The following is a 25,608-nucleotide window of genomic DNA, read 5'->3' as shown; positions in this document are numbered from 1 at the left end:
CATAGCCGCAAGCCGCTACGTGAGTGTGTGCTCACGTAGCAGCCACGAAGTCCGCACCGATAAGGTCGATGCGGTCGGTGCAGATCGTGTCGACGCCCCACTGCGCGAGTTCGCGCGCACGTGCCGGATCGTTGACTGTGTAAGCGAGGATGAAGAGCCCCTCGGCCTTGATCTGCTCGACGAGCCGCGCGTCGAGTTTGCGATGATCGGCGTGCAACGAGACGCACTCGAGCGCGGCCGTCTGTGAACGCCAATCTTTGGGCACGCCGCCGAACAGCAAGCCGCGCGGCAGCGCCGGGGCCGCGTCGCGCGCAGCCGCGAGCGCCTCGAAGGAAAACGACGACAGCAGCGGCGGCAACCTCGCGCCGGCCCAAAGCCGCGCGGCCTCCGCGGCCACGCGTCGCCCAGTCGCCACCTCGCGCCCCGGACACGGCTTGATCTCGACATTCGCGGCGAGTCCGAGCGCCGCGCAGCGTGCGGCGACCGCATCGAGCGTCGGCATCCGCTCGCCCGCGAAACGGGCGTCGAACCAGCTCCCGGCATCGAGCACCTCGAGTTCGGCATAGGTCATGCCGGCCGCGGCTCCGCGTCCGTTCGACGTGCGGTCCACTTTGTCGTCATGGAGCAGGAAGACGACGTCGTCGGACGAGAGCTTCGCATCGAATTCGATCATGCGCAGCTCGAAACGCGCGCCCATATCGATCGCCGCCAAGGTGTTCTCGGGCGCGAGCGCGCCGCCGCCGCGATGCGCGACCACGCGCGGGTAAGGCCAACTGATTGTCTTCATCGTCATCTGGGTTTCACTCGTTGCGCCCTTCGCCACCGCTCTCGCTTCGTCGCTTGCGCTCGCTGCTCTCCCGATGGCATTTCAGTTCGCTCGCCTGCCCGTAGCGGGATCGAAGAAATGCAGATGTTCGGCCGGCAAAGCGGCCGGCAGCGTCTCCCCGCGCGTCGGCCGCTGTCCGTGCGGAAGGCGAATCGTCACATCGTGGTCGCCCCAGCGCCCATGCGCCAGATTGTCCGCGCCGAGCAGCTCGCACGAATCGACGAGGAGCGATGCGCGAGGCCCGTCCGCGCGCGGCGTCATGTGCTCGGGCCGAATACCGAGAATCCACTCGCGCCCGCCCTCGACCGTGCCGCCGATGGCCTGCGCGCCGTCGAGCTCGAGGATCGGCCCGCCACCGGCCACTTCAAATCGGTTGCCCTCTTGCGACAGCCGTCCTGACACGAGGTTCATCGCCGGCGAGCCGATGAAGCCCGCTACGAAGACCGTCGCCGGACGTTCATAGACTTCCGTCGGCGCGCCGATTTGCTCGGCATGCCCGCGATTCATGACGATCACGCGTTCCGCCAGCGTCATGGCTTCGACCTGATCGTGAGTGACATAGAGGCTCGTCGTTGCGAGCCGCGCATGCAACCGCTGGATCTCGAGCCGCATTTGCACGCGCAGCTTCGCGTCGAGATTCGAAAGCGGCTCGTCGAAGAGAAAAACGGCCGGCTCGCGCACGATTGCGCGGCCCATCGCCACGCGCTGTCGCTGTCCGCCCGAGAGCTCGCGCGGGCGCCGCGACAGCAACGGATCGAGCTCGAGAATCTTCGCGGCCGCCGCCACCCGCGCATCGATCTCGGCGCCGCTCACGCCGCGGATCTTGAGCCCGTAGGCCATGTTTTCGCGGACGCTCATATGCGGGTAGAGCGCGTAGTTCTGAAACACCATCGCGATGTCGCGATCCTTCGGCTCGAGGCCGTTGACGACGCGCTCGCCGATTTTGATCTCGCCCTCGGATACGCTTTCGAGCCCCGCGACCATGCGCAGGAGCGTCGACTTGCCGCAGCCCGACGGGCCGACGAGAACGACGAATTCGCCGTCGCCGATTTCGACGTCGATGCCGTGCAGCACGTATTGCTTGGCATCGTAAGTCTTGCGCACGCGGTTCAAGCTCAATGCAGCCATTCGGTTCGTTCTCCCGAGATCCTGATCCTTAGATAGTGCCCTGGCGGCCGCCGCTCGCGGGACGCCACTTTCATTTTTCCGAATCGACGAGACCCCGCACGAACCATCGCTGCATCACGATCACGATGACGAGCGGCGGCAGCATCGCGAGCAGCGTTGCCGCCATCACGTAATGCCATTCGGTGGCGGTGTCGCCGTTCCCGATCATCGACTTGATGCCGACGACAGCCGTCGTCAGCGACTGATCGCTCGTGATCAGAATCGGCCAGAGATACTGATTCCAGCCGTAGATGAACGTGATGACGAAGAGGGCAGCAATGTTCGTCTTCGAAAGCGGCAGGACTACGTCGCGGAAAAAGCGCAGCGGCCCGGCCCCGTCGATGCGCGCCGCCTCGATCAGCTCGTCCGGCAGCGTCATGAAGAACTGGCGGAAGAGGAACGTGGCCGTGGCCGACGCGATGAGCGGCAGCGTCAATCCCGCATAGCTGTTCGTCAGATGCAGTGACGACACGACCTGCACGGTCGGAAAGATCCGCACCTCGACCGGCAGCATCAGCGTGATGAAAATCAGCCAGAACGCCGTGTTACGCAACGGGAAGCGAAAGAAGACGATGGCGTAGGCCGACAGAATCGAGACGGCGATCTTGCCGATCGAGATCGCGAGCGACATGACGAGACTGTTCATGAGCATCCGTCCGAACGGACTCGCCGCGTTGCCCGTACCGTGCGTCCATACGTGAACCAGGTTTTCGAGCAGATGCGTGCCCGGCATCAGCGAGAGCGGCACCGAGAAAACCTCGCGCTCGCTCATCGTCGCCGCGCAAAAGGCGACGTAGACGGGAAAGGCGATCACCAAGATGCCGGCGATCAACACCGCGTGGCAAAAGAGATCGAAGCCTCTTCGATTCTCGATCATCGGAACTTGCTCCGTGAAATCACGTGTATTGCACCTTGCGTTCGATGAAGCGGAACTGGATCACGGTCAGCGCGACGACGATCACCATCAACACGATCGACTGCGCGCCCGAACTGCCGATATCGAGCCCTTGAAATCCTTCCGCGAAAATCTTGTAGATGAGCGTCTTCGTCGCCTGCGCGGGGCCGCCTCCGGTCGCCGCGTCGATGACGGGGAACGTGTCGAAGAACGCGTAGACGAGATTGACGACGAGCAGAAAGAACGTCGTGGGAGACAGCAGCGGCAGCGCGATGCCGAAAAATCGCCGGACGGGGCCCGCTCCGTCGATCGCCGCAGCCTCGATCAGCGAGCGCGGAATCGCCTGTAGCCCCGCATAGAAGAACAGGAAGCTGTAGCTGACCTGCTTCCAGACGGAGGCGAGCACGACGAGAAACATCGCCTGGGAGCCGTTGAGCGCGTGATTCCAGACGACGCCGCCCTTCGCGAGCGCGTACGTGATGAGGCCGATGCTCGGATTGAAGAGAAAGGCCCATAGCACGGCCGCGATGGCCGGCGCCACGGCATACGGCCAGATCAGCAGCGTCCGATAAGCCTTGGCGCCGCGCGTCACGCGATCCGCGCAAGCGGCGAGCAACAGCGAGACGACGAGGCCCGAGCCCGTCACCAGCGCGCTGAAGATCAGCGTCGTCTTGAACGAATCGAGGTACAGCGGATCCGCGAACAAATGCGCGAAATTGGCGAAACCGACGAATTGGCTCGAAGTGCCGAACGCGTCCTGCATTTGCGTCGACTGCCACAGCGCGACACCGGCCGGCCACAGAAAGAAGACGGCGGTGATCGCGAGCTGTGGCGTGACGAGCAGATACGGCAGCGGACTCGCGGCGAAGCGGGACCGGGAACGTTCGCTCATGGCCGGCGCGTGTTACGTGCCCGATTGCTCGAAGCGGCGCAGCAGCTCGTTGCCACGCGACACCGCCGAATCGAGCGCATCCTTGGGCGTCTTCTTCTGCGCCCAGACCTGCTCGAGCTCTTCGTCGATGACCGTGCGGATCTGCGGCATATTGCCGAGACGCAGCCCCTTGGTGAAGGGCAGCGGCGGCTTGTTCAGCATTTGCTTGGTCGCCGTGTCCGCGCCCGGATGCTGCGCGTAAAAACCGTGCTGCTCCGCAAGCTCGTACGCGGCTTTCGTGACCGGCAAATAGCCCGTATCCTCATGCCACTTCGCCGCAACCGCCGGCGAGCTCAGATAGGCGAGGAATTTCGCGACACCCTTGTAGACGTTCGGATCCTTGCCCGCGAGCACCCAGAGGCTCGCGCCGCCGATGATCGCGTTCTGCGGCGCGCCCTTCACGCTCGCATCGTAGGGCATCATGCCGGTGCCGAAGTCGAACTTCGCATATTTGCGGATGTTCGCGAGCGAGCTCGACGAGTTCGTCATGATGCCGCAATCGCCGCTGTAGAACTTCGAGTTCGCCTCGTCCTTGCGGCCGGCGTAGGTGAACGTGCCTTCCTTGGCCATCTTCTGCAGCATGGCGATATGCGCGATCTGCTGCGGCCCGTTGAACTCGAGCTTGGCGTCCGTGCCGTCGAAGCCGTTGTTCTCGCTCGCGAACGGCAGGCCGTGCCAGGCGCTGTAGTTCTCGAGCTGGATCCAGCTTTGCCAGCCGGTCGTGAAGCCGCACGACATGCCGGCCGCCTTCAGCTTCGCGGCATCGGCAGCCACTTCTTCCCACGTCTTGGGCGGCTGGTTCGGATCGAGGCCCGCCTTCTTGAACGCATCCTTGTTGTAATAGAGCACCGGCGTCGAGCTGTTGAACGGCATCGAAACGAGCTCGTCCGTCTTCGCGTCGCTGTAGTAGCTGGCGACCGTCGGCACGAACGCCTTTTGGTCGAGCGGCACGCCGGACTGCTTGAACACGTCCGTCGCCGGGATGATGGCCTTCTTGGCCTGCATCATCGTGGCCGTGCCGACCTCGTACACCTGCAGGATTGCCGGCGCGTTGCCGCTGCGATAGGCCGCGATGCCGGCCGCGAGCGTCTGATCGTAGGTTCCCTTGAAGACCGGCACGATCTTGTAATCGCTCTGGGAGGCATTGAAGTCCTTGGCGATGTCGTTGACGCGCTCGCCGAGCGCCGCGTCCATCGCATGCCAGAACTGAATTTCCGTCGCCGCAATGGCGCCTTGGCTGGCCCCGGCGGCGAGCGCCGCGCCCAACGCCATCGAACGAACCCACGTCGAACAACGCTTCATTTGTCTTCTTCTCCTTGGAAAATGACACCCGGCCTGTAGGCCCGCGTGGCATATACCCCGCAACGACGTGCCCGCTTTCGCGTCCACGCCCATCTCGCGAGGCTTGCGGTCAGTGGACCGGGCCTCGCCGTCCTTCGGCAGACCGGGCAGTCTATTGGTCGTTTATGACAAAAAGACGTTGGTATTCCTTGAGCGCGTATCGATCCGTCATGCCGGCGATGTAATGGGCAATGCGCCGCGGCTGATCGGTCGGATCGTCCGCGATGTAATCGGGTGGCAAAAGCCGCGGATCGTCGGTGAACGCCTCGAAAAGCCCCGTAATGACGCGCCGCGCCTTGTTGGCCATCCGCATGACGCGGTAGTGGCGGTAAAGATTCTTGAAGAGAAAGCGCTTGAGCTCGGCGGCCTGCGCGGCGATGGGCTCGCTATGCGCGACGAGCGGCGGCGCCGCGCGCACGGCGTCGAGCGAATCGGGCGCGTGCTCGAGAAGATTGCGACGCGTCGCCTCGATGAGGTCGACGATCAGCGTGTTGATGATGCGGCGCACCGTTTCATGCACGAGCCGACGTCCATCGAGCCGCGGATGCGCGCGCCGGGCCTCTTCGTAGTGTGTCTGCCAAAGCTCCACTTCCGCGAGCTGCTCGATCGTCAGCAGTCCTGAACGAAGTCCGTCGTCGACATCGTGATTGTTGTAGGCGATTTCATCGGCGATGTTGGCGATCTGCGCTTCGATTGAAGGGCGCCGCCCCTTCAGGAATCGCTCGCCGAGCTCACCGAGCTTCGTCGCATTCTCTCGCGAGCAATGCTTGAGAATGCCCTCGCGCGTCTCGAAGCAGAGATTGAGTCCGTCGAATGCGCCGTAATGCTCTTCCAGTTCGTCGACGACAGCGAGGCTCTGCAGGTTATGCTCGAAGCCGCCATACGCGCGCATGCAGTCGTTCAACGCATCCTGCCCGGCATGGCCGAACGGCGTGTGGCCGAGGTCGTGCGCGAGCGAAATCGCTTCGACGAGATCTTCGTTCACGCGCAGGTTGCGCGCGACCGAACGCGCGATTTGCGCCACTTCGAGGCTGTGCGTGAGCCGCGTGCGGAAAAGATCGCCCTCGTGATTGACGAAAACCTGTGTCTTGTATTCGAGGCGCCTGAAGGCCGTGGAATGGACGATACGGTCGCGATCGCGCTGGAATTCGGTGCGCGCGATGGGCGGGGGCTCCGGGTAGCGCCGGCCGCGCGAGCGCGACGAATGAGCGGCGTACGGAGCGAGATGCGCTTCGAGCATCGCGACCGTCGGTGCGCCCAATAGGCCAGGCGACGGCTCCTCGCGCGCTTCGGTTCGCGACGCGCCGGTCGATTCTTCATGCGTCGGCATCTGCTTCACCTTCCTCCGCTTCCTATTCCAACGTCACGCCAGTTTGGTGTCCTCGGCGCTTGCCATCGCATCCGCCGCTCGAGCGAGGTCAGCCACTTGCGGCGAGCGTCGCGCGCAGCGCCGCCTCGGGCGCGCTCGTGATCAGCGGCTCACCGAGTCGCTTCAGAAGGATGAACTTGATCGTGCCCGCCTCGGCCTTCTTGTCGCCCTTCATCAATTCGATATAGCGCTCTTGGCCGAGCGCCGGCGCACGCACCGGCAGGCGGGCGGCCGAGACCAGGGCAAGCAGGCGCTTGCGCGAGGCATCGTCCAAATGCCCGAGCCGCACCGATAGATCGGCCGCCATCGCCATGCCGCAGCCGACGGCTTCGCCATGCAGCCATTCACCGTAGCCGAGACCCGCTTCGATCGCATGACCGAACGTGTGACCAAAATTGAGAATGGCGCGCAAGCCGCCCTCGCGCTCGTCGGCGGCGACGACCGACGCCTTGATCTCGCAGCAGCGCTTGATCGCATGCGCGAGCGCGTCGGCGTCACAACGATTGAGCGCCTCGACGTTCGCCTCGATCCATTCGAAGAACGCCGCATCGGCAATCGCGGCCGTCTTGATGACTTCGGCGATGCCTGCCGCCAGTTCCCGCTCGGGCAGCGTTCGCAAGGCGGCCGTATCGGCCACGACGGCGAGCGGCTGGTAGAAGGCGCCGATCATGTTCTTGCCGAGCGGATGATTGATGCCCGTCTTGCCGCCCACCGACGAATCGACCTGCGAGAGCAGCGTCGTCGGCACCTGGATGAAAGGTACGCCGCGCATGTAGCTGGCCGCCGCGAAGCCCGTCATGTCGCCGATCACGCCGCCGCCCAGCGCGATCAGCGTCGTTTTGCGATCCGCATGCCGCTCCATCAGCGCATCGAAAATGCGGTTGAGCGTTTCCCAGTTCTTGTAAGCTTCGCCGTCGGGCAGAACGACCGTCGATACCGTCTTGCCGAGCGGCGCGAGCGCCGCTCGCAACCGGTCTCCGTAAAGCGGCTCCACGGTCGTGTTCGTCACGATCGTCACGGTGGCACCCGCGATGTGCGGCGCGAAGAAATCGGTGCGGCCGATGAGATCGGCCCCGATCTGAATGGGATAGCTGCGTTCGCCTAAATCGACACTGACCGTAATCATCGAGGAGTTGCTCCGCTAAGCCTCGTCAAGAGTTGACCTGCCGGTTGATGCCGGCCATTTCGAGTTGCATGAGGACCATGTTGACGAGCCCGCTCACCGACGGCCGCCCCGTTTCGACGACGAAATGGGCGCATTCGCGATAAAGCGGGTCGCGCAGTTCGTAAAGCGCCTCCAGCTTCGCCTTCGGATCTTCGGTCTGGAGCAACGGCCGGTTTTTGTCCTTGCGCGTGCGCAGCCAAAGATCGTGAGGATTCGCCCGAAGATAAACGACCAGGCCGCGCGTGTGCAGCAACTCCCTATTATTCGGACGCAAGATCGCTCCGCCGCCCGTGGCGAGCACGATGGACTGGCGCGCCGTCAACTCGGCGATCATCTGCGCTTCGCGCTCGCGAAAGCCCGCCTCTCCCTCCAGCTCGAAGATGACGGGGATGCGCGCGCCCGTGCGCGCCTCGATTTCATGGTCCGAATCGAAGAACGGCCGATCGAGCCGGCGAGCCACGGCGCGTCCCACGGTGGTCTTGCCGGCCCCCATGAGTCCCACGAAGAAAATATTGGTGTCAGCGCCCCGCTCTTGCAACGGTATTCCTCTGATTGATTCGGACAAAGTTCGTGGCGCAGCTTACTGGCAAAGCCGCAAGCTTGTCGAGTGCGCCAGCCGGCCGCGCCCGGACGGCCCGCCCGGAGCCCGCGCCGGCGCGCTCGCCACTGTCGCCAACGTTTCCGCATGGCCGGCCGGGCTCAATCGAGTTCGACGACGCGCGGAGTGATGAAAACGGCAAGCTCTTTCGCTTGCTCACGCTGCGCCCGATGGCGGAAAAGCGCACCCAAAATGGGTATTTTGCCCAACACTGGCACGCCCGTCACATCGTCGCGGTCCTCGGTCTCGTAAATCCCTCCAATCGACACCGTGCCGCCGTCCTCCACCTCGACGCGCGTGTGCACGCGTTTCGTGTCGATGGCGGGTCCGGCGGCCGTCTCTTGTCCAACGCTGTCCTTCGCGATTTCGAGGTCCAGAATCACTCGCCCGTTCGGCGTGATCCGCGGCTCCACGTCGAGTTTGAGCGTCGCCCGGCGAAATTGCACGCCGACGCCGTTGCGCACCCGGGCCTGATAAGGGATCTCGGTACCTTGCTCGACCATGGCCTTGGCCCGGTCGGCTGTCACGACGCGCGGGCTCGACACGATCTGGCCCCGCCCCTGCGCTTCGAGCGCCGAAAGCTCGGTCGTGATGAGGCGCGTGGCCCGCGCGGCGAAAAGCGCGAGGCCGACCGTGGCCGCATCGAAACCGCCGAGCGCGCGGGCCGAAAGGTCATGGACGACGCCGTCTTTGCCGCCGGCGAGGCCGAGCGCGTGCGCTCCCGCGCCGCCGCCATCCGCTTTCGCACTGGTCGAGTATAGCGACAGCCGGGCGCCCAGATCGCGCGAAAACCCGCGCACGCCCTCGACGATGCGCGCTTCGATGAGCACCTGACGCGTCGGCTTGTCGAGCTCGGCGATCAGGTCGGCCACCTGGGCGAGACGAGCATCGAGGTCCGTCACGAACAACAGGTTCGTACGTGCGTCGGCCATCGCGCCCCCGCGCTTGGAGAGGACACGTTGCGCGCCAGGTGCCGTCAGCAGACGCTGAACATCCTCGGCGCGCGGATAGCGCAGCGCGAATGTTCTGCTCGAGAGCGGCTCGAGATCGGCCGCCCGCGCGTGCGACTCGAAGCGCTGACGCTGACGCGCCGCGAGCTCCGCGAGCGGCGCGACCCAGATCACGTTTCCGCGTCGCGCCATCGCGAGCCCATTCACATCGAGCAGCGTGTCGAATGCGGTACGCCACGGCACGTTATCGAGGTGAAGCGACACCAAGCCGCGCACTTTCTCGCTGGCCACGATGTTGAGGCCCGTGAAGCGCGCAAACGCTTCGAGGACGTCCGCGAGCTCCGCCTGACGGAAATGGAGGGTGATCGGTTTGTCGTCGTCCGCGTTACCGTCGTTCTCGCCGATCCGGCCTTTATGCGAGTCGCTGACGCGCGCAGCCGGAGCGAGCGGCACAGGCGGCCCCTCCAGCGCCTGCCGCGGACCCGGCAACGCCTGGCCGGGCTGTTCATCCGGCGTCGCGGCGGTTTGGCCAACGCCAGTTGACGGAAATTCGCGAGCGCTAACCGAAGGGCGCGCTTCGCCGACATCGGCGTCGGGTCTCGCGCCGATGTCGGCCGCGCCGGGGCCGGCACCATCACTATTGCGGTCACTGACGCGATCCAGGTCATCGTCGTTGCTATCTTCGCCGTCGTCGTAAGCGGCCTGGTAGGACACGGCGCCCGTCATCGCCGGTGGCAGCGGCGGCAGCGGCGGCAATGCTGCGTGGGCGAAAGCGACGGCCATGGACGAAGCGGCGGACAGACAGACCAAAATTCGCCGGTTCTTCATGAGATCGTTTCCTTCTCGAGCTTCATCACGCGCCGTTGTTCTCCGCTTGCGAGCGTCACGCCGCGCGCGTCGATACTGACGACCTGCTCCGTACCTATCGTCTGGCCCGGCCAGTAGATGGCCACGCCATCGGCGGTCGCGAGCAAGGCGAGCCCATGGGCGCGCGCTTGCTCGTGCATGAGGCCGACCAGACGGATCTCGGTCGCGGCCGTTCCCGCACGCCCGCCCGGCGCAGCGGCGAACGGATCGGCGAACAAGTCCGGACCGCCGACGGCTTTCACGGCCTCGGCAATCGTCGCGTCATCCGCGAGCGAGTCGCCAGGCAGTGCGTCGTACACCTGCAGTGTCGCGTCGATCGCGAGTCCGTTTTGCGCGGGCTCGAGCTGTAGTGCAACCGGCACGGCCAGCGCCGGGAGTTCCGACAACGCCCGCACGAACGCAAGAAGCGCGGCGAAGTCGCCCTTTGCCGCGACCCGCACGGCCCTCGCCGCCCGAATACCGTCTGAGCCGGCCGCGCCCGGTTCGAGGGCGCTCAGCATCATGCCGCTTCGCTCCGCGAGAGACGAAATGGCCTGCCACATGGCTGTCGGCGAGCGAGACGCCGCATCGCGAGAAGCATCGCTATGGCTTGCCGCCTCTTTCATCGCCGGCAACCGCTCGAGGGCGGCGCGCGCCTCTTCGACACGTCGCTCAAGATCCGCCAACTCGGCTCCGCTGCCCGCCGTCGCACCGACGCCGGCCGCGCGCCAACCGTGCGCGCCGAGTGCGAACGCGGTGGCGGCAAGCGCGACGCACGCAATGAGCCGATGCGCCCCACTCCAACGCTCGAGAGGCGACGCAAAGCTTGCGAGCCATCGAGGGAATTGCCGCCCGTGGGCCGCCGGTCGGTGCGCCGCACGTGCCATCCCGCGGAAGAATCCGCCACCGTCTTTCTTCGCAACCGCGATCATCGGCGCCCCCGGATCGAGTCTCTGTTGCTCGACGGAGCGTCGGCAGGCCCCTCGCCCTCCCACTGCAGCCGTGCCGCGATGTCCACGGCGGAAGGGCTGCCGGCGCCGGCGGCCGATCTCCAATGCGTTATTTCAGCCACTCGAACGCCATGCGCCCGCCCCAATCGCTCGATCCATGCGGTAGCGGCGAGAGCGTCGACGGCAGTCGCGTCGAGGGCGAGCCCCTTGCCGGTCAGCGTCAAACGACGCAGCACGACGCCGGCATTCGGCGCGCGGCTCAGCGTCTCGGCGATACCGAGAAACCGGGCGCGCGGCTTCGCCAGTTCCGCGCCAATCGCCTTGCGCTCGCGGGCCCCCGCGCCCGCACGCTCGAGTTGCCGGTACTCGGCAAGCGGCGCCGCGAAGTCGGCAAGCAGCGCTTTCAGCTCGGCGCGCCGCCGCATCGAACCCGATGCCCCGAATGCATCGTCCCACCCGGTCCATGCGAGCGCGGCGAGAGCGCCGCACAGCACAACCGCGGCCGACTCCGCGATGAGCCGGCGACGCCGGCCGCGCGTCAGGTGTTGCCGGTAGGGCAGTAAATTGAAGCCGCCGATACGGATGCCGACAGGCTGCCCGCCCCGGCCGGGCAACAACCTTGCGATCATTCGTACACCCCGCGCAGGGCGAGTCCGAACGCGACGGCGAACGTCGGGGCCTGCGCCCAGCGATAGGCGTCGCCCAACCGATGGTGCGCGTTTGCATCGAGAAACGACGCACACTCGAATGGGAACACCGTGCAACCGAGCAGATCGCCCACGTCGGCGAGCGTCATCCCGCATTCAGCGAGCAGCTCCAAGTCGCCTCCGGTCATCGCGCATCCGAGCTCTTCGCCGTCGGTCAGCGCGCGCAGCGCGGCCGGTAAATCGGGGTGCTGGGGCGCCGGATACCGCACATGGGCTTCGACTGCATCATCGGCGATACGCCAACCGTAGACGCCGTCGCCGCCCACCCACACCGCGGCGTAGCGTTCGCTTTCCCGCAGCTCGTAATGGGCCGCGTAGCAAAGCGCACGCAATGCGGCGGGCGGCTCGCCGTCGATCGCGCTCAAGGCGATCCCCGCAGCCGCGGCGGCTTCGACACGTGCTTCGAGGTGCCGCCGAGCCGCCGCGGCAATCGTCACTCGCGCCGCGCCATCGCCCTGCGACGAGGCACCGCCCGGACCGCAGCCGCTATTGCTTTCGTCGACGAACCAGTCCACCGCCAGCGCCTGGCGCTCGAGGCCAGCCACCCGCTCGGCGTGGGCGTACACGGCGGGTTCCAGTTCCGCAAGGGTGTCCATCGACACCGCGCCCGACGCATCGGGCGGCGGGAGGTTCATCGGAATTGAGTCGACCAGCGTGGCGCTGCCGGGCAGCGCCATCGAACACGACAGCAGGCCGGTGGCGCGGCGCCGTGGCCACTCGGCGAAAAGCGCCGCGATCGCTCGCGAAACAGCGGCGCTATCCACGATTTCGACACCGGACATGGCGGCGCGGTCGAGCGGGACCGCGCCCAGCCATTCCACACGGACCGACGCCTCGCGTCGCGTGCGGCGGCTCAGCACGACGAGTCTGACCTCGGACGCGCTCACGTCGATGCCCGCGGCGAAGCGGCGGCTGAATGGCTGGGGAAGGGGCGAGCACAACAGTTCATTTGCAACCAGCATGATTTCTCCTTGCTAGACCCGGCCGGCTTGGCCGTGGCGTCGTTCGCGTTGGAGAAATTCTGCAGAGCGCGCAGCCGGCGCGACATTCGACCAAATGGCCAACGCGCGCGCCGATGCGAGGGGCACGACGATCGAGCGCCCGGCACGTCGGCCGCCGGCACGTCGCGCTTGTCCGCTCGGCCAAGCGGTGTCGAAACGGTCACCGTTCGCCCGCTATAATCGCGGCCTTCCTTACATCACCTTTCATATGCAGCCGCCCGCGTCGCCGCCGCCCACCGCACCGTCAGCGCCCGCCCCTCGCGGGCGCCGTCTGCTGACGAAGCTTCTCGCCGGACTCACAGGCCTCGCGGCCGCGGGCGCGCTGGCGGTCGGGCTCGTGGTCGCCTATGCGTTGATCGTGGCGAGTCCGCGACTGCCTTCCATCGACGCGCTGACGGATTACCGGCCGAAGATCCCGCTGCGGATTTACACGGCCGATCACGTGCTGATCGGGGAGTTCGGCGACGAGCGGCGCGACGTCGTCCATATCGCGGACGTGCCGCCCTACCTGAAGCAGGCCATTCTCGCGATCGAAGACGCGCGCTTTTACGATCACGGCGGCGTCGATCCCGCCGGCGTCGTACGCGCCGGCATGGCGGCGCTGACGAACGGCCACGCGACGCAGGGCGCGAGCACGATCACGATGCAAGTCGCGCGCAATTTCTTTCTCTCGAGCGAAAAGACCTACACGCGCAAGCTCTACGAAATGATGCTCGCCTACAAGATCGAGAGCGAGCTCACGAAGGATCAGATTCTCGAGGTCTACATGAATCAGATCTACCTGGGCCAACGCGCCTACGGGTTCGCGTCCGCCGCGCGCATCTACTTCGGCAAGAGTCTCAAGGAAATCACGTTGGCCGAGGCGGCGATGCTGGCCGGGTTGCCGAAGGCGCCATCGGCCTACAACCCCGTCGTCAATCCCGAGCGCGCGAAGCTGCGCCAGCGGTACATCCTGCAGCGGATGCTCGAGCTCGGCTACATCGCGCAGGCCCAGTACGAAACGGCGGCGAAAGAACCGCTCGCGCTGGTCAAAGGGCCGGCGCAGCAATTCAGCGTGCATGCCGAGTATGTCGCTGAGATCGTGCGCCAGGCCATGTATCAGCAATATCGCGACGAAGCCTACACGCGCGGCCTCATCGTCACGACGACGATCGATTCGGCCGACCAGGCGAGCGCCTATCGTGCGCTGCGCCGAGGTCTCCTCGCGTACGACGCGCGCCGCGGGTATCGCGGCCCGGAGGCTTTCATCGACTTGCCCGCCGAAGCGAGCGCGCGCGCCGACGCCATCGCCGATGCCCTCTCCGCGCGGCCGGACACGGGTGAGATCGCGGCGGCCGTCGTGACGGTCGCCGACCCTGGGCGAGTCGAGGCCATGCTGGCCGACGGCAGCACGGCGACGATCGAAGCGGACGGCCTGCGTTTTTCGGCGGCGGCGCTCAGCACGCGCGCGCAGGCGGCTTCACGCATTCGCCCGGGCGCCATCGTGCGCGTCGCAAAGCGGGACGACGGCGGTTGGGCAATCGTCCAGCTGCCGCAAGTCGAGGGCGCGTTCATCTCGATCGCGCCGCAAGACGGTGCTATCCGCTCACTCATCGGCGGCTTCGATTTCAACAAGAACAAATTCAATCACGTGACGCAGGCGTGGCGCCAACCCGGATCGAGCTTCAAGCCGTTCATCTATTCCGCCTCGCTCGACAAGGGCCTCGGCCCCGCGACCATCATCAACGACGCGCCGCTCTTTTTCAGCGCGGCGCAAACGGGCGGCGCGCCGTGGGAGCCGAAGAACTATGGCGGCGGCTTCGACGGACCCATGACGATGCGAACCGCCCTGCAAAAATCGCGCAACCTCGTCTCCATCCGCATCCTCTCCCACATCGGCACCCACTACGCGCAGCAATACGTCACGCGCTTCGGCTTCGACGCGGAGCGCCATCCGGCCTATTTGCCGATGGCGCTCGGCGCGGGCCTCGTGACGCCGTTGCAGATGGCCGCGGCATACTCCGTCTTCGCCAACGGCGGCTATCGCGTGAATCCCTATCTGATCGGCGAAGTGACCGATCAGCGCGGCACCGTGCTCGCGCGCGCGGTGCCGATCGAGGCAGAGAACGATGCGCCGCGCGCCATCGATGCGCGCAACGCTTACGTGATGAATAGCCTGCTGCAAAGCGTGGCGCAGCACGGCACGGGCGCGAAATCGAACGAGCTCGGGCGCAAAGACCTCGCGGGCAAGACAGGCACGACGAACGACTCACGCGATGCCTGGTTCGCAGGGTATCAGCACACGCTCGCGGCGATTGCATGGGTCGGTTACGATAGCCCGCGCAGCCTCGGCGACCGCGAGACGGGCGGCGGCGTGGCCTTGCCGATATGGATGGACTACATGCGCGATGCGTTGAAGGGTCTGCCCGAGTACACGATGCCGATGCCGGCCGAGGTCGTATCGGCGGGCGGCGAACTGTATTTCGACGCATTTCCGCCCGGGCATGGCTTCGTCGCGTCAGTGGGCGTGCCCGCGGCAGCCGAAACGGAAGCCGGCGAGAAACACGAAGCCGAACCACCGGGAGCAGCATCGGGCACGGCAGGTATCGAACCCGTCGCCGCGGGCCTGCCGGCCACCGATCACGGCGGCGGTGCCGCTAGTCCAACGGAAAGTCGCTGAACGCGGCGCGCCTCAAGGCTCGAACGTCACCGGCTCACCGGCTTGCTGGGAAGCATAATCCGATAGCGCCGAAAAGAACTCGATCCCGTTGCGCGTGTCCCGCCATTCGCCGTCGGTGAATTTGAAGTGAAAGCCGCCCGCCTTCGCGGCGATCCAGATCTCCTGCATCGGCGGCTGCAAATTGACGATGATCTTCGTGCCGTTCGCGAACTCGAGCGTCACGACGTTGCCGTTGCGCTCCGCCTCGATGTCGGCATCACAGTAGTCGAGCGAGCGCTCGACGGCTGTCAGCACGGCTTCGGCACGCGTCAGGTAGTCACTGTCGGTCATGCTAAACTCCGGGGTTTGAATACTTCACGGACCCAGCAGTCATGCGAGTCGTCTGCAGGATGAGCGCGATTGTAGCGGCTTTGACCATCGCCATCGCGGGCGGTGTCACGCTCGCAGGCTGCGGACAACGCGGACCGCTTTATCTGCCGACGGTTCCGCCGCTGCCGCCCAAGCCTGGCGCCGCAACCGAGGCACCTCAAGGCGCCACGTTCGATGCGCAGGCTGCGAGTCCTGCCGCCGGGAACGCGCCGTCGCCGGCAAGCGCCGCTTCGGACACGCGCGGCCGCTCGAACCCTTCGCAAGATCAGTAACCGCTCACGCGACACGGTCGTCACCGCATGGCTCATTCCGCCTTTACCTACATCGACGGTGTCTTGCACGCCGAACAGGTCAGCGCCGTTTCTCTTGCCGACGAGTTCGGCACGCCGCTCTACGTCTATTCGCGCGCCGCGTTGACCGACGCGTACGAAGCCTATGCGCGCGCCTGCGCCGGCCGTCGAGCATCGGTGCACGTGGCCGTGAAGGCGAACAGCAATCTCGCGGTGCTGAATGTCTTTGCACGACTCGGCGCGGGCTTCGACATCGTGTCGGGCGGCGAGCTCGCGCGCGTGCTCGCGGCAGGCGGCAAGGCCGAGAACGTCGTGTTCTCGGGCGTCGGCAAGAGCGCCGATGAAATGTGCCAGGCGCTTGAAGCCGGCGTCAAATGCTTCAACGTCGAATCGATCGCGGAGCTCGATCGGCTCGATGCGGTGGCGGGCGCGCTCGGCAAGAAGGCGCCCGTGTCGCTACGCGTGAATCCGGACGTCGATCCGAAAACCCACCCGTACATCTCGACGGGTTTGAAGGCGAACAAGTTCGGCGTCGCGTTCGACGATGCGCGCGATGCCTACCGGCGCGCGGCCGCGATGCCGCATCTCGAAGTAGTCGGCATCGATTGCCATATCGGCTCGCAAATCACCGAGATCGCCCCCTATCTCGATGCCGTCGATCGCCTGCTCGCGCTCGTCGAGCAAATCGAAGCCGACGGCACGAGGATCCATCACGTCGACGTCGGCGGCGGTCTCGGCATCACCTACGACGATGAAACGCCGCCCGACACCGGTTTGTTCGTACGCACGCTGCTTGACCATATCGACGCGCGCGGCCACGGCCACCGCTCGGTTTTCTTCGAGCCGGGCCGCTCGGTGACGGGCAATGCGGGCATGCTGCTGACGCGCGTCGAATTCCTGAAGCCGGGGGAAGAAAAGAACTTCGCGATCGTCGACGCGGCGATGAACGATCTCGCCCGCCCCGCGATGTACCAGGCGTTCCACGCAATCGATCCCGTCGTGCCGCGCAATGAGGCACCGAGCGTTTACGACGTGGTCGGCCCCGTTTGCGAAAGCGGCGACTGGCTCGGCCGCGAGCGCGCGCTTGCGGTCCGTCCCGGCGATTTGCTCGCCATCCGCTCGGCCGGTGCCTATGGCTTCGTCATGAGCTCCAACTACAACACGCGGCCGCGCGCCGCGGAAGTCATCGTCGACGGAAACAAGGCTTACGTCGCACGGCCGCGCGAAACGGTCGAGTCGCTCTTCGCGACTGAAGCGCTATTGCCGGACTGACCCTGGTCGGCCACGCAAGAGCCGCGGCCTCATCCACGCGACGAGCCGCCATCCGAGCAGCAGAACTATGATCGAGCCGTAGATTTTCGGCTCGATCAAATCGTGTTTGCCGGCCTTCATCCACCAGAAGTGCAAAATTGCCAGCGCGCCGATCAGATAGATGGCGCGGTGCAACGTCTGCCAGCGCCGCCCGAGCTTGCGCGCGGCGGCACGCGGCGAGGTCGCGGCCAGCACGACGAGCAACAAGAACGCAGCGAAGCCGACGGTAATGAACGGCCGCTTGCCGATGTCCTTGACGATCGACGCGATGTTGAACCACTGATCGAACCAGACGTAGGTGACGAAGTGCAGCGTACCGTAGAAGAACGCATAGAGACCGAGCATGCGCCTGAACCGTAACAGCGCGTTGATGCCGGTCAGCTTGCGCAGCGGTGTCACGGCAAGCGTGATGCAGAGAAAGACGAGCGTCCAGGTCCCCGTCGACCATGTGATGAAACGGATCGGATCCGCGGTGAGCCGGTCGGTCAATCCGTACACGAGAAGACGCACAAGCGGAAACCAGGCCGCCACGAAGACGGCGATCTTGGCCGGCACGACCCAGCCTTCGCCCTTGCGAGCAGGAGTGGCCGCGCGTGCTGGGCGGCCCTTCTTGGCGGGGGCGCTGACAGCCGCGAGGCGGCCCTCACCGCCTTGCGCCGCGGCCGCTCTCGATCGGGTCATAGTGGATGTGTCGGTCGTCATGGTTGCGTTTCGCCGCGAGTGATCAGGCATTGCCCGGAGTCAGTAGTCCTTGCGCAGGTCCATGCCCTGATACATCGAGGCGACGAGATTGCCATAGCCATTGAACATCAATGTCTTGCGCTTCGGCGTGAAAAAGCCGTCCTCGCCGATGCGCCGCTCCGTCGCCTGACTCCAGCGCGGGTGGTCGACGTTCGGATTGACGTTCGAATAAAAGCCGTACTCGTTCGGCGCATAGGTGTTCCACGATGTCGGCGGTTGCTTCTCCACGAAGCGAATCTTCACGAGCGACTTGGCGCTCTTGAAGCCGTACTTCCACGGCACGACGACGCGAATCGGCGCGCCGTCCTGATTCGGCAGCACTTGCCCGTAGAGGCCCACCGTCAGCAGCGTCAACGGATTCATGGCTTCGTCCATGCGCAGCCCTTCCGAGTATGGCCAATTCAGAATGGGATCCGCCAGACCCGGCATCTGCGACGGATCGGCAAGCGTGATGAACTGCACGAACTTCGCGTTGCCTGTCGGCTGCACGCGCTTGATGAGCTCGGCAAGCGGATAACCGATCCACGGAACGACGATCGACCAGCCCTCGACACATCGAAGCCGATAGACGCGCTCCTCGAGCGGGGCGAGCTTCAGCAGTTCGTCGATGTCGTAGACCTTCGCGTTCTTGACCTCGCCTTCGACGCTCACGCGCCACGGACGCGGGCGCAGCGTCCCGGCGTTTTGCGATGGATCGCCCTTATCGGTGCCGAACTCGTAGAAGTTGTTGTAGGTAGTGATGTCTTTGTACGACGTCACTTTATCGGGCACGACGAACTTCGTGTTCGTCGTCGCGGCGAGCTTTTGCGCCTTCGGATCGGCGGGCGCAAATTCGGCGCGAGCGGCCGGGCTCGCGAGGCCGAGCGCCCCACCCGCCGCGGCGAGGCCCGCCACGCCGGCCGCCTGCAGCAACCGCCGACGATGCTCGAAGACAGCGCGCGGCGCGATCTCGCTCGGGCGGAGGTCTTCGCCCGTCAGTTGCCGGCTCTGCTCTCGTTTGATCAACACCATGATGGTTCCTCATAGAAGACGTCGGGCTGCCTGCGCTGGGGCCGGATGATCGACCGATCACGCCCGTCGTTTTCATATACCGATCGTTTCGGCATTTGGATGCATGCCAATTCACCGACGAATAAAAAACCGCCGGGAGCCGAAAGGCTCATCCGGCGGTTTCGCGATGAAACCGGTATTCCGTCAGACGGCTTACAGCTTCCCGTAACTATGGAGACCGGACAGGAACATATTGACACCGAGGAACGCGAATGTCGTCACCAGCAGTCCCGTAAGCGCCCACCACGCCGCGACGGCCCCGCGCAAACCCTTCATGAGCCGCATGTGCAACCACGCGGCGTAGTTGAGCCAGACGATGAGCGCCCACGTTTCCTTCGGGTCCCAACTCCAGTAGCCGCCCCAAGCCTCGGCGGCCCAGAGCGCGCCGAGAATCGTCGCAATGGTGAAGAACGCGAAGCCGACGGCGATCGACTTGTACATGACGTCGTCGAGCACCTCGAGCGCCGGCAACTGGTCGGTGAGCACGCCGCGCTCCTTCACGAGATACGCGACGCCGACCATCGCCGACAGCGCGAAGCTGCCGTAGCCGATGAAGTTCGCCGGCACGTGGATCTTCATCCACCAGCTTTGCAGCGCCGGCACGAGCGGCTGGATCTGCTGCGCGTCGCGTGCGATCGAATACCACATCAGGAAGCCGACGGCCGCGCTGATCACGAGCATGACGAAGGCGCCGAGCGCGCGCGTGGCGTAATGCTGTTCGTAATACAGATAGAAGAGCGACGTGATCAGGCAGAAAAGAACGAAGACTTCGTAGAGATTCGAAATCGGAATGTGGCCGACGTCGGCGCCAATGAGATACGACTCGTACCAGCGCACCATCATGCCGGTGAAGCCCATGAGCACGGCGAACCAGGTCAGCCGGGTGCCGATTGCGCCGCCCGAGGGCGAGCGCGAGAGCATGCCGATCCAGTAAAAGAGCGTGGCTAGCACGAAGAGCGCGCTCATCCAGAGAATCGCGGACTGGCTCGACAGGAAGTACTTGAGCAGGAAGGCGCTGTCGGCCCGTGTCAGGTCGCCGTTATAGAGGTTGATCGACAGCAACGAGAGCACGGCGATGGCGGCCATCAGCGGCCGCGCGGATTTCCAGCGCCAGCCAAGGGCGACGAGCGCCGGCGTCGCGCCCATTAGCACCAGCTCGTCGTAGTAGTTCATGAACGCGTGATAGCGCGACAGCGCGAAGCCCGCGCCGCCGACGAGCGCCACCGCGAAAAGCCAATCGATGAGGCTCAGGCGCCGCAGGAACGAACGATCGTCGAAGACGTGGCTCGCGGCGGCGGAAGGTTCGTCCGCCATGGGGTCGGAGCGGGAGACGTTTGTCAGATCCATGCTGTTACCGGGTGAGATTCGTGGCCCGCGCGTTCAAGCGGGCGAGCTTGCATCACGAGGCGCCGCGCCGAGCGTGGCGCCCACCGTATCGCGCGTGCGCGCGAATTCCTTCTCGAAATCGAGTGTCTTGCGCGCCGACGACATCGCCATCACGACGCTAGTGCCCGCGCCCGAATCCTTGAGCCAGAACCAGACACGCCGCTCGCGCACATAAAACATCGAAAAGATGCCGGCCACGAGCAGCAGGCTGCCAAGATATACCACTTTCTTGCCCGGCGCGCGTGTGAGTTGAAACACCGATGCCTGCACTTGCTTGAACGAATCGAGCTGAAGATAAACGGGAGATCCGTACAGAAAGCTGTCCGAGAGCGCGTTGATCGAGCTTTGCACGAAACGGCTCGCCGCCGGGTCCGCCTGCGCATCGGGTTCGCCCGCCTGCTCGCGCGCGAGTTGCCAGAGGTCCCATGTGGCCCCTTCCAGCATGCGCAGCAACAACGATGCCGCCTTTTCCTGCTCGGCCTTCGGCACCGAGTGATCGATGAACGTCGCGATCGCCTGAAAGCCCGCGTTGGCTTGAGCCGCGCCGGAGCCGGCCGGCATCTGCTCGTCCGATCCGGCGAAAAGCGTCAGGACGCGCAGCGCGCTCTCTTCGAGATGCTGGCGCAGCTCCGCATTGTTCCCGGGCACGGAGCGCTCGGCGAAGCGGTGCGCGGCTTGCGCTCGCAGCGAGGGGTTGTCGAGCGCCGCGCGCAGCATCATCCATTCTTTGACCGTGCCGCTACTGTCGGCCGGGATGCGCAGATAGCGGAACGGATCGTCGGGCGCAAGCCGCACCCCGGCAAGAAACACGCGCTCGCCGCCGATCTCGACGGGCAGCATGTAGTTGTTGAATTCGCGCGCCTGCCCATCCGTGCCGCGCACCTTGTACTGCACCGACGGGCCGATGTTGCGCAGCTCGACGGGCTTGTCCGTCTTCGCGCCCGAGCCGAGTCGATCGTCGAAGAACTTCGCGAGCGTCTGGTGCGACGTTACGCCGCGGGCGTCGGTCTTGCCGCTCGCATCGGTGATGTTCTCGACGTTGATGGCCCGGAAGTCCGCGAACTCGACCGTCTGCCCGGAAACGCCGGGCATCGACGCTGACAGCGGCGCCGACGAGCCGATGGTGCCGTCGATCGACATCGTCTTCGCACTCGCGCTCGTCATCGGCCATGCCGTCATCGACAGTTGCGAGCCGCCGTCCTGGAAGCTCGATTGATAAATCGAGACGCCGTCGTACTCGAACGGCTTGTTGACTTCGACGCGGGCCGGAATGCGCTTGCCGGTCTTGTGGTCGACCACGACGATGTCGCTTGCGAAGAGCTTCGGCATGCCGGTCGAGTAGTAGTCGACGATGAACTTCTCGAGTTCGATCGAGAACGGCAGGTCCTGGATCAGCGAGCCGCTCGGTTGATTGAGGATCGCCGTCGACACGTGCTGCCCCTCGGGCACCCAGGCATAGCCGCGGAACGTGGGATTCGACGACGAGAGCCGATGCTCGGGCGAGATATCGGCGATCGGGGCATTGCTTGCGACAGGCGTCTTGCCGAAGAGCCACATCTGGAATCGGATGGGCAGATTGCTGTCGAGCAGCCCGCCGAGGCAGATCACGACGATCGCGAGATGCGCGAAGATGTAGCCGATTTTCGCGAGGGCGCCGCGCTTCGCGGAGACCAGCGTCGCACCCTCGCTCTCGCGAACGATGTAGCGATAGCCGAGCTTGCCGAGCAGCGACGCAAGCCGTGACGCGGTTTCGGCACGCGTGCCGCGCGCCTCGTACTCAGCCTTGTGGTGAAACGCGCGCAGGCTGCCTTCGCGCACTTTGTCCTTCCAGCTGCGCGCATCCGCGATCATCTTCGGCGCGTTGCGGATCACGCAGAGCGAGATCGACACGATCAAAAAGCCGAGGATCAGCATGAACCACCAGGCGCTATAGACCGTGTAGAGGCTGAGCCCGCGGAAGATGTCGGCCCAGAACGGACCGAATTGATTGACGTAGTTCGGGTAGGGATCGTCCTGCGTCAGCACCGTCCCGATGATGCTCGCGATCGCGAGCACGACGAGCAGCGCGATCGCAAACCGCATGGAGCTCAACAACTCGACGGCGCTTTTCAGCGCGCGCCGGTCCGACTTCAACTCATAACCCGAGGTGGTGACGCTCATTACCACTCCAAAACTGCCAGCAAAAAAGGGTAGGGCCGCCGGCCGATCGCGCGGCGCCCCACCCTTTTTGTTCTTGTCGCGCTTCGAGCCTTCAGTGCAGGCCGGCCATGTAATCGGCGACCGCCTTCACTTCCTGGTCCGACAACCGCTGCGCGATGTCGTGCATCGGCGCGCTATTGTTGCGCGTGCCTTGTTGGAAGGCCGTCAACTGCGCAGCGAGATAGTCGCCCCACTGCCCCGACACGCGCGGGTACTCGATCGGTATCCCCTGGCCCGTCGGCCCGTGACAGGCCGCACAAGCCGGCACGCCCTTGTCCGCGATACCGCCGCGGTAAATCTTCTGCCCAAGAGGGACCGTCGCCGCATCGCGCGCCACGCCAGGCTTCGGCGTTTGCGACGCAAAGTATGCCGCAACGTTGACCATGTCCTGATCGGAAAGCGACGCGGCAATGCCGGCCATGACCGGATTCTGGCGCGCGGCGACCTTCTCTCCCGCCTTGGTCTTGAAATCCTTCAACTGCTTGATCAGATACTCCTGGTGCTGACCCGCAAGCTTCGGAAACGCTGCCGTGGCGCTGTTCCCGTCGGCACCGTGGCAGGCTGCGCAAACGCCCGTTGCGATGGCTTGCCCCCGATTCATGTCCGGCTTCGGCGCCTCAGCCGCACTGACGTCTCCTGCCCAAACCAACCAACTTGCCGCCACCAGTTCAAGGACCACCAAGGACTTGCAGAGTCGATTCATTCGCACACCGTCTTGTCTCGTCTTTTGGAATGGAATGCCGACGCATGCTCAGGGTTCACGCATGCTTCCGGCGGGTGCAAACCGTCGTATTGTACAATACCGCGCTATCGCCCGAGACGCCAGTCGGCGACACCCCGGCCGCGCCCCACCGCTCGCCGCAAGACCTGTCAGGGTCGTGCCCGCCCGCGGTTTCAACTCTTCCAAGCCGCTCTCGAGCGCGTTTCACATTTCGTTATGGCCTTCTTGTTGCACCAATCGCGCTTTTTCACGACCGTCAACCATCTGCGCGACCTGCCTGCCACCGTCGCGCCCGAGATCGCGTTCGCCGGCCGCTCGAACGCAGGCAAGTCGACGGCGATCAACGTGCTCTGCAACCAGAAGCGCCTCGCTTTCGCCAGCAAGACGCCGGGACGTACCCAGCATATCAACTATTTCAGCGTCGGGCCCGTGGCCGAGCCGACCGCCTATCTCGTCGACCTGCCCGGCTACGGTTACGCCGAAGTGCCCGGCGCGGCGAAGGCGCATTGGGAAGCGCTGCTCTCGAGCTATCTGCAAAGTCGCGCGCAACTGCGCGGCATGGTGCTCATGATGGATTCACGCCGGCCACTGACGGAACTCGACCGGCGCATGATCGAATGGTTCGCGCCGACAGGCAAGCCGATTCATACGCTGCTGACCAAATGCGACAAATTGACGCGGCAGGAAAGCATCAACGCATTGCGCGCGACACAAAAAGGGCTCGTCGAATATCGCAATGCGGGATATGCGGGCGAGTTGACCGTTCAGCTTTTTTCCGCGCTGAAGCGCACCGGTCTCGACGAGGCGCACGAGTTGATCGAAGGCTGGCTGTCGACCGACGGTGTGTCGTCCGAAGCCAATTGAACCGCACGGACGTTCATAAAAAAACCCGCCGGACCTCGGCGGGTTAAACAGCCTAATCGAAAAAACGACAGGCACCCGCTCAGGGAGGAGAAGCGGGGAGCTCGGCGCCAAGCGCGTCACTCGATCGCTATCATATACCATTGTTAGCGCTTCAGCGCTCGCTCCGGCCCTGCCCCAAGCCGTGATCGGCGCCACCTGTCAACGAATTGCTCGACTTTTTCCGACGCTCATGAGTTTCCATCCGCACTACCGTCCGCGCCGTATGCGCCGCGACGAATTTTCCCGTCGTCTGATGCGTGAGAACGTGCTGACGACGAACGATCTCATCTACCCGGTATTCATTTCGGAAGGCTCGAACGCCCGCCAGTCGGTGCCATCGATGCCGGGCGTCGAGCGCGTATCGGTCGATCTGCTGCTCGGCGTGGCCGAGCAGTGCCTCGAGCTGGGCGTTCCCGTCCTGTCGCTGTTTCCGGCGATCGACCCGTCACTGAAAACGCCCGACGGCCGCGAGGCCACGAACCCCGAAGGGCTCATTCCGCGCGCCGTGCGCGAGCTCAAAGCACGCTTTCCGGAGCTCGGCGTGCTGACCGACGTCGCACTCGATCCGTACACGAGCCACGGTCAGGATGGCGTGCTCGACGAAGCGGGCTACGTCATCAACGACGATACGATCGAGATTCTCGTCGCGCAGGCGCGCGCGCAGGCGGAAGCCGGCGTCGATATCGTCGCGCCGTCGGACATGATGGACGGCCGTATCGGCGCGCTGCGCCGCATGCTCGAAGATGAAGGCCATATCCACACGAAGATCATGGCGTATGCCGCGAAGTACGCATCGGCGTTCTACGGACCGTTTCGCGATGCCGTCGGCTCGGCGTCGAACCTCGGCAAGAGCAACAAGATGACGTACCAGATGGACCCGGCGAACTCGGACGAGGCCCTGCGCGAGGTCGGTCTCGATATCGACGAAGGCGCCGACATGGTGATGGTCAAGCCCGGCATGCCTTATCTCGATGTCGTGCGGCGCGTGAAGGACGAGTATCGCTTTCCGACCTTCGTCTACCAGGTGAGCGGCGAGTACGCCATGCTGAAGGCCGCCGCGCAAAACGGCTGGCTCGATCACGACAAGGTGATGATGGAGTCGCTGCTCGCGTTCAAGCGCGCGGGTGCGGACGGCATATTGACCTACTTCGCGCTCGATGCGGCGAGGCTGCTGCGCACGCAAAAGTAAGCGCCTACGCCGCGCCGCGCCGCGAGAAGCAACCGGCGCTCAGC

22 protein-coding genes and 1 pseudogene are annotated in these 25,608 nt (G+C 64.9%); 5 read left to right on the top strand and 18 right to left on the bottom strand.

The window, feature by feature from the left end:
• Nucleotides 1-31: 31 nt before the first annotated feature.
• The 12 genes and pseudogenes from ugpQ to pilM form a co-directional block, all read right to left on the bottom strand.
• A complete protein-coding gene (gene ugpQ / locus AB4Y31_RS28025; RefSeq protein ID WP_368676848.1) occupies nucleotides 32-793 on the bottom strand; it encodes a glycerophosphodiester phosphodiesterase in 762 nt (253 codons plus the stop codon).
• Between the two features lie 75 nt (nucleotides 794-868).
• The gene (locus tag AB4Y31_RS28020; protein ID WP_018440434.1) at nucleotides 869-1,954 is read right to left on the bottom strand and encodes a sn-glycerol-3-phosphate import ATP-binding protein UgpC; all 1,086 of its coding nucleotides are present in this window, start codon (nucleotides 1,952-1,954) and stop codon (nucleotides 869-871) included.
• Between the two features lie 70 nt (nucleotides 1,955-2,024).
• A complete protein-coding gene (gene ugpE / locus AB4Y31_RS28015) occupies nucleotides 2,025-2,870 on the bottom strand; it encodes a sn-glycerol-3-phosphate ABC transporter permease UgpE (RefSeq protein WP_368676847.1) in 846 nt (281 codons plus the stop codon).
• Between the two features lie 19 nt (nucleotides 2,871-2,889).
• Nucleotides 2,890-3,780 carry a sn-glycerol-3-phosphate ABC transporter permease UgpA gene (ugpA, locus tag AB4Y31_RS28010; protein ID WP_368676846.1) on the bottom strand — a complete coding sequence of 297 codons (891 nt, stop codon included), beginning with the start codon at nucleotides 3,778-3,780 and terminating at the stop codon, nucleotides 2,890-2,892.
• A gap of 12 nt (nucleotides 3,781-3,792) precedes the next feature.
• Nucleotides 3,793-5,121 carry a sn-glycerol-3-phosphate ABC transporter substrate-binding protein UgpB gene (ugpB, locus tag AB4Y31_RS28005; RefSeq protein WP_368676845.1) on the bottom strand — a complete coding sequence of 443 codons (1,329 nt, stop codon included), beginning with the start codon at nucleotides 5,119-5,121 and terminating at the stop codon, nucleotides 3,793-3,795.
• Between the two features lie 151 nt (nucleotides 5,122-5,272).
• Nucleotides 5,273-6,415, bottom strand: a pseudogene (locus tag AB4Y31_RS28000) (deoxyguanosinetriphosphate triphosphohydrolase); the annotation flags it as partial.
• 163 nt (nucleotides 6,416-6,578) lie between these two features.
• Entirely contained in the window at nucleotides 6,579-7,655 is a 1,077-nt protein-coding gene (gene aroB / locus AB4Y31_RS27995; RefSeq protein ID WP_368676844.1) for a 3-dehydroquinate synthase, read from the bottom strand.
• Nucleotides 7,656-7,680: 25 nt separating this feature from the next.
• Nucleotides 7,681-8,187 carry a shikimate kinase gene (locus AB4Y31_RS27990; protein ID WP_035468561.1) on the bottom strand — a complete coding sequence of 169 codons (507 nt, stop codon included), beginning with the start codon at nucleotides 8,185-8,187 and terminating at the stop codon, nucleotides 7,681-7,683.
• A 206-nt stretch (nucleotides 8,188-8,393) separates the two neighbouring features.
• Nucleotides 8,394-10,070: a type IV pilus secretin PilQ gene (locus AB4Y31_RS27985; RefSeq protein WP_368676843.1), complete on the bottom strand. Its 1,677-nt coding sequence runs from the start codon at nucleotides 10,068-10,070 to the stop codon at nucleotides 8,394-8,396.
• A complete protein-coding gene (locus AB4Y31_RS27980) occupies nucleotides 10,067-11,020 on the bottom strand; it encodes a hypothetical protein (RefSeq protein WP_368676842.1) in 954 nt (317 codons plus the stop codon). Before AB4Y31_RS27980 ends, AB4Y31_RS27985 begins: the two co-directional genes overlap by 4 nt.
• Nucleotides 11,017-11,667, bottom strand: coding sequence for a PilN domain-containing protein (locus tag AB4Y31_RS27975; protein WP_368676841.1), 651 nt, complete (start codon nucleotides 11,665-11,667; stop codon nucleotides 11,017-11,019). Before AB4Y31_RS27975 ends, AB4Y31_RS27980 begins: the two co-directional genes overlap by 4 nt.
• Nucleotides 11,664-12,707: a pilus assembly protein PilM gene (gene pilM, locus AB4Y31_RS27970; protein WP_368676840.1), complete on the bottom strand. Its 1,044-nt coding sequence runs from the start codon at nucleotides 12,705-12,707 to the stop codon at nucleotides 11,664-11,666. The genes AB4Y31_RS27975 and pilM overlap by 4 nt, the downstream gene beginning before the upstream one ends.
• A 247-nt stretch (nucleotides 12,708-12,954) precedes the next feature.
• Between pilM and AB4Y31_RS27965 the strand changes: the two genes are divergently transcribed.
• Entirely contained in the window at nucleotides 12,955-15,405 is a 2,451-nt protein-coding gene (locus tag AB4Y31_RS27965) for a penicillin-binding protein 1A (RefSeq protein ID WP_368676940.1), read from the top strand.
• Nucleotides 15,406-15,417: 12 nt separating this feature from the next.
• Here the strand turns inward: AB4Y31_RS27965 and cyaY are convergent, their stop codons facing one another.
• The gene (gene cyaY / locus AB4Y31_RS27960) at nucleotides 15,418-15,735 is read right to left on the bottom strand and encodes an iron donor protein CyaY (RefSeq protein WP_368676839.1); all 318 of its coding nucleotides are present in this window, start codon (nucleotides 15,733-15,735) and stop codon (nucleotides 15,418-15,420) included.
• 41 nt (nucleotides 15,736-15,776) lie between these two features.
• Here cyaY and AB4Y31_RS27955 point away from each other — a divergent pair, with 41 nt between their 5' ends.
• Together AB4Y31_RS27955 and lysA are read left to right on the top strand one after the other, a co-directional pair.
• Nucleotides 15,777-16,046, top strand: a complete 270-nt coding sequence (locus AB4Y31_RS27955) for a lipoprotein (protein ID WP_368676838.1) — start codon at nucleotides 15,777-15,779, stop codon at nucleotides 16,044-16,046.
• A gap of 27 nt (nucleotides 16,047-16,073) precedes the next feature.
• A complete protein-coding gene (gene lysA / locus AB4Y31_RS27950; RefSeq protein WP_368676837.1) occupies nucleotides 16,074-17,336 on the top strand; it encodes a diaminopimelate decarboxylase in 1,263 nt (420 codons plus the stop codon).
• Here lysA and msrQ read toward each other — a convergent pair.
• The 5 genes from msrQ to AB4Y31_RS27925 all read right to left on the bottom strand — a co-directional run bounded on the left by msrQ (nucleotide 17,322) and on the right by AB4Y31_RS27925 (nucleotide 23,454).
• On the bottom strand, nucleotides 17,322-18,056 hold the full coding sequence (msrQ, locus tag AB4Y31_RS27945) for a protein-methionine-sulfoxide reductase heme-binding subunit MsrQ (RefSeq protein WP_368676836.1): 735 nt from the start codon (nucleotides 18,054-18,056) through the stop codon (nucleotides 17,322-17,324). The two genes, lysA and msrQ, sit on opposite strands and share 15 nt — an antisense overlap.
• A gap of 60 nt (nucleotides 18,057-18,116) precedes the next feature.
• Nucleotides 18,117-19,127: a protein-methionine-sulfoxide reductase catalytic subunit MsrP gene (gene msrP, locus AB4Y31_RS27940; protein ID WP_368676835.1), complete on the bottom strand. Its 1,011-nt coding sequence runs from the start codon at nucleotides 19,125-19,127 to the stop codon at nucleotides 18,117-18,119.
• A gap of 192 nt (nucleotides 19,128-19,319) precedes the next feature.
• Nucleotides 19,320-20,513 carry a c-type cytochrome biogenesis protein CcsB gene (gene ccsB / locus AB4Y31_RS27935; protein ID WP_368676834.1) on the bottom strand — a complete coding sequence of 398 codons (1,194 nt, stop codon included), beginning with the start codon at nucleotides 20,511-20,513 and terminating at the stop codon, nucleotides 19,320-19,322.
• A gap of 33 nt (nucleotides 20,514-20,546) precedes the next feature.
• Nucleotides 20,547-22,712: a cytochrome c biogenesis protein ResB gene (locus AB4Y31_RS27930; RefSeq protein ID WP_368676833.1), complete on the bottom strand. Its 2,166-nt coding sequence runs from the start codon at nucleotides 22,710-22,712 to the stop codon at nucleotides 20,547-20,549.
• Nucleotides 22,713-22,803: 91 nt separating this feature from the next.
• A complete protein-coding gene (locus AB4Y31_RS27925; protein ID WP_026229627.1) occupies nucleotides 22,804-23,454 on the bottom strand; it encodes a cytochrome c in 651 nt (216 codons plus the stop codon).
• 234 nt (nucleotides 23,455-23,688) lie between these two features.
• Between AB4Y31_RS27925 and yihA the strand changes: the two genes are divergently transcribed.
• On the top strand, nucleotides 23,689-24,336 hold the full coding sequence (yihA, locus tag AB4Y31_RS27920; RefSeq protein WP_018440454.1) for a ribosome biogenesis GTP-binding protein YihA/YsxC: 648 nt from the start codon (nucleotides 23,689-23,691) through the stop codon (nucleotides 24,334-24,336).
• A 229-nt stretch (nucleotides 24,337-24,565) separates the two neighbouring features.
• Nucleotides 24,566-25,564 carry a porphobilinogen synthase gene (hemB, locus tag AB4Y31_RS27915; RefSeq protein ID WP_368676832.1) on the top strand — a complete coding sequence of 333 codons (999 nt, stop codon included), beginning with the start codon at nucleotides 24,566-24,568 and terminating at the stop codon, nucleotides 25,562-25,564.
• Nucleotides 25,565-25,608: the final 44 nt, after the last annotated feature.

This window comes from Trinickia sp. EG282A (genome assembly GCF_040965455.1).
GTDB classification, from domain to species: Bacteria; Pseudomonadota; Gammaproteobacteria; order Burkholderiales; family Burkholderiaceae; genus Trinickia; species Trinickia symbiotica.
The sequence above is the reverse complement of the archived record's forward strand: the minus strand, read 5'-3'. Positions and strand labels throughout refer to the sequence as shown.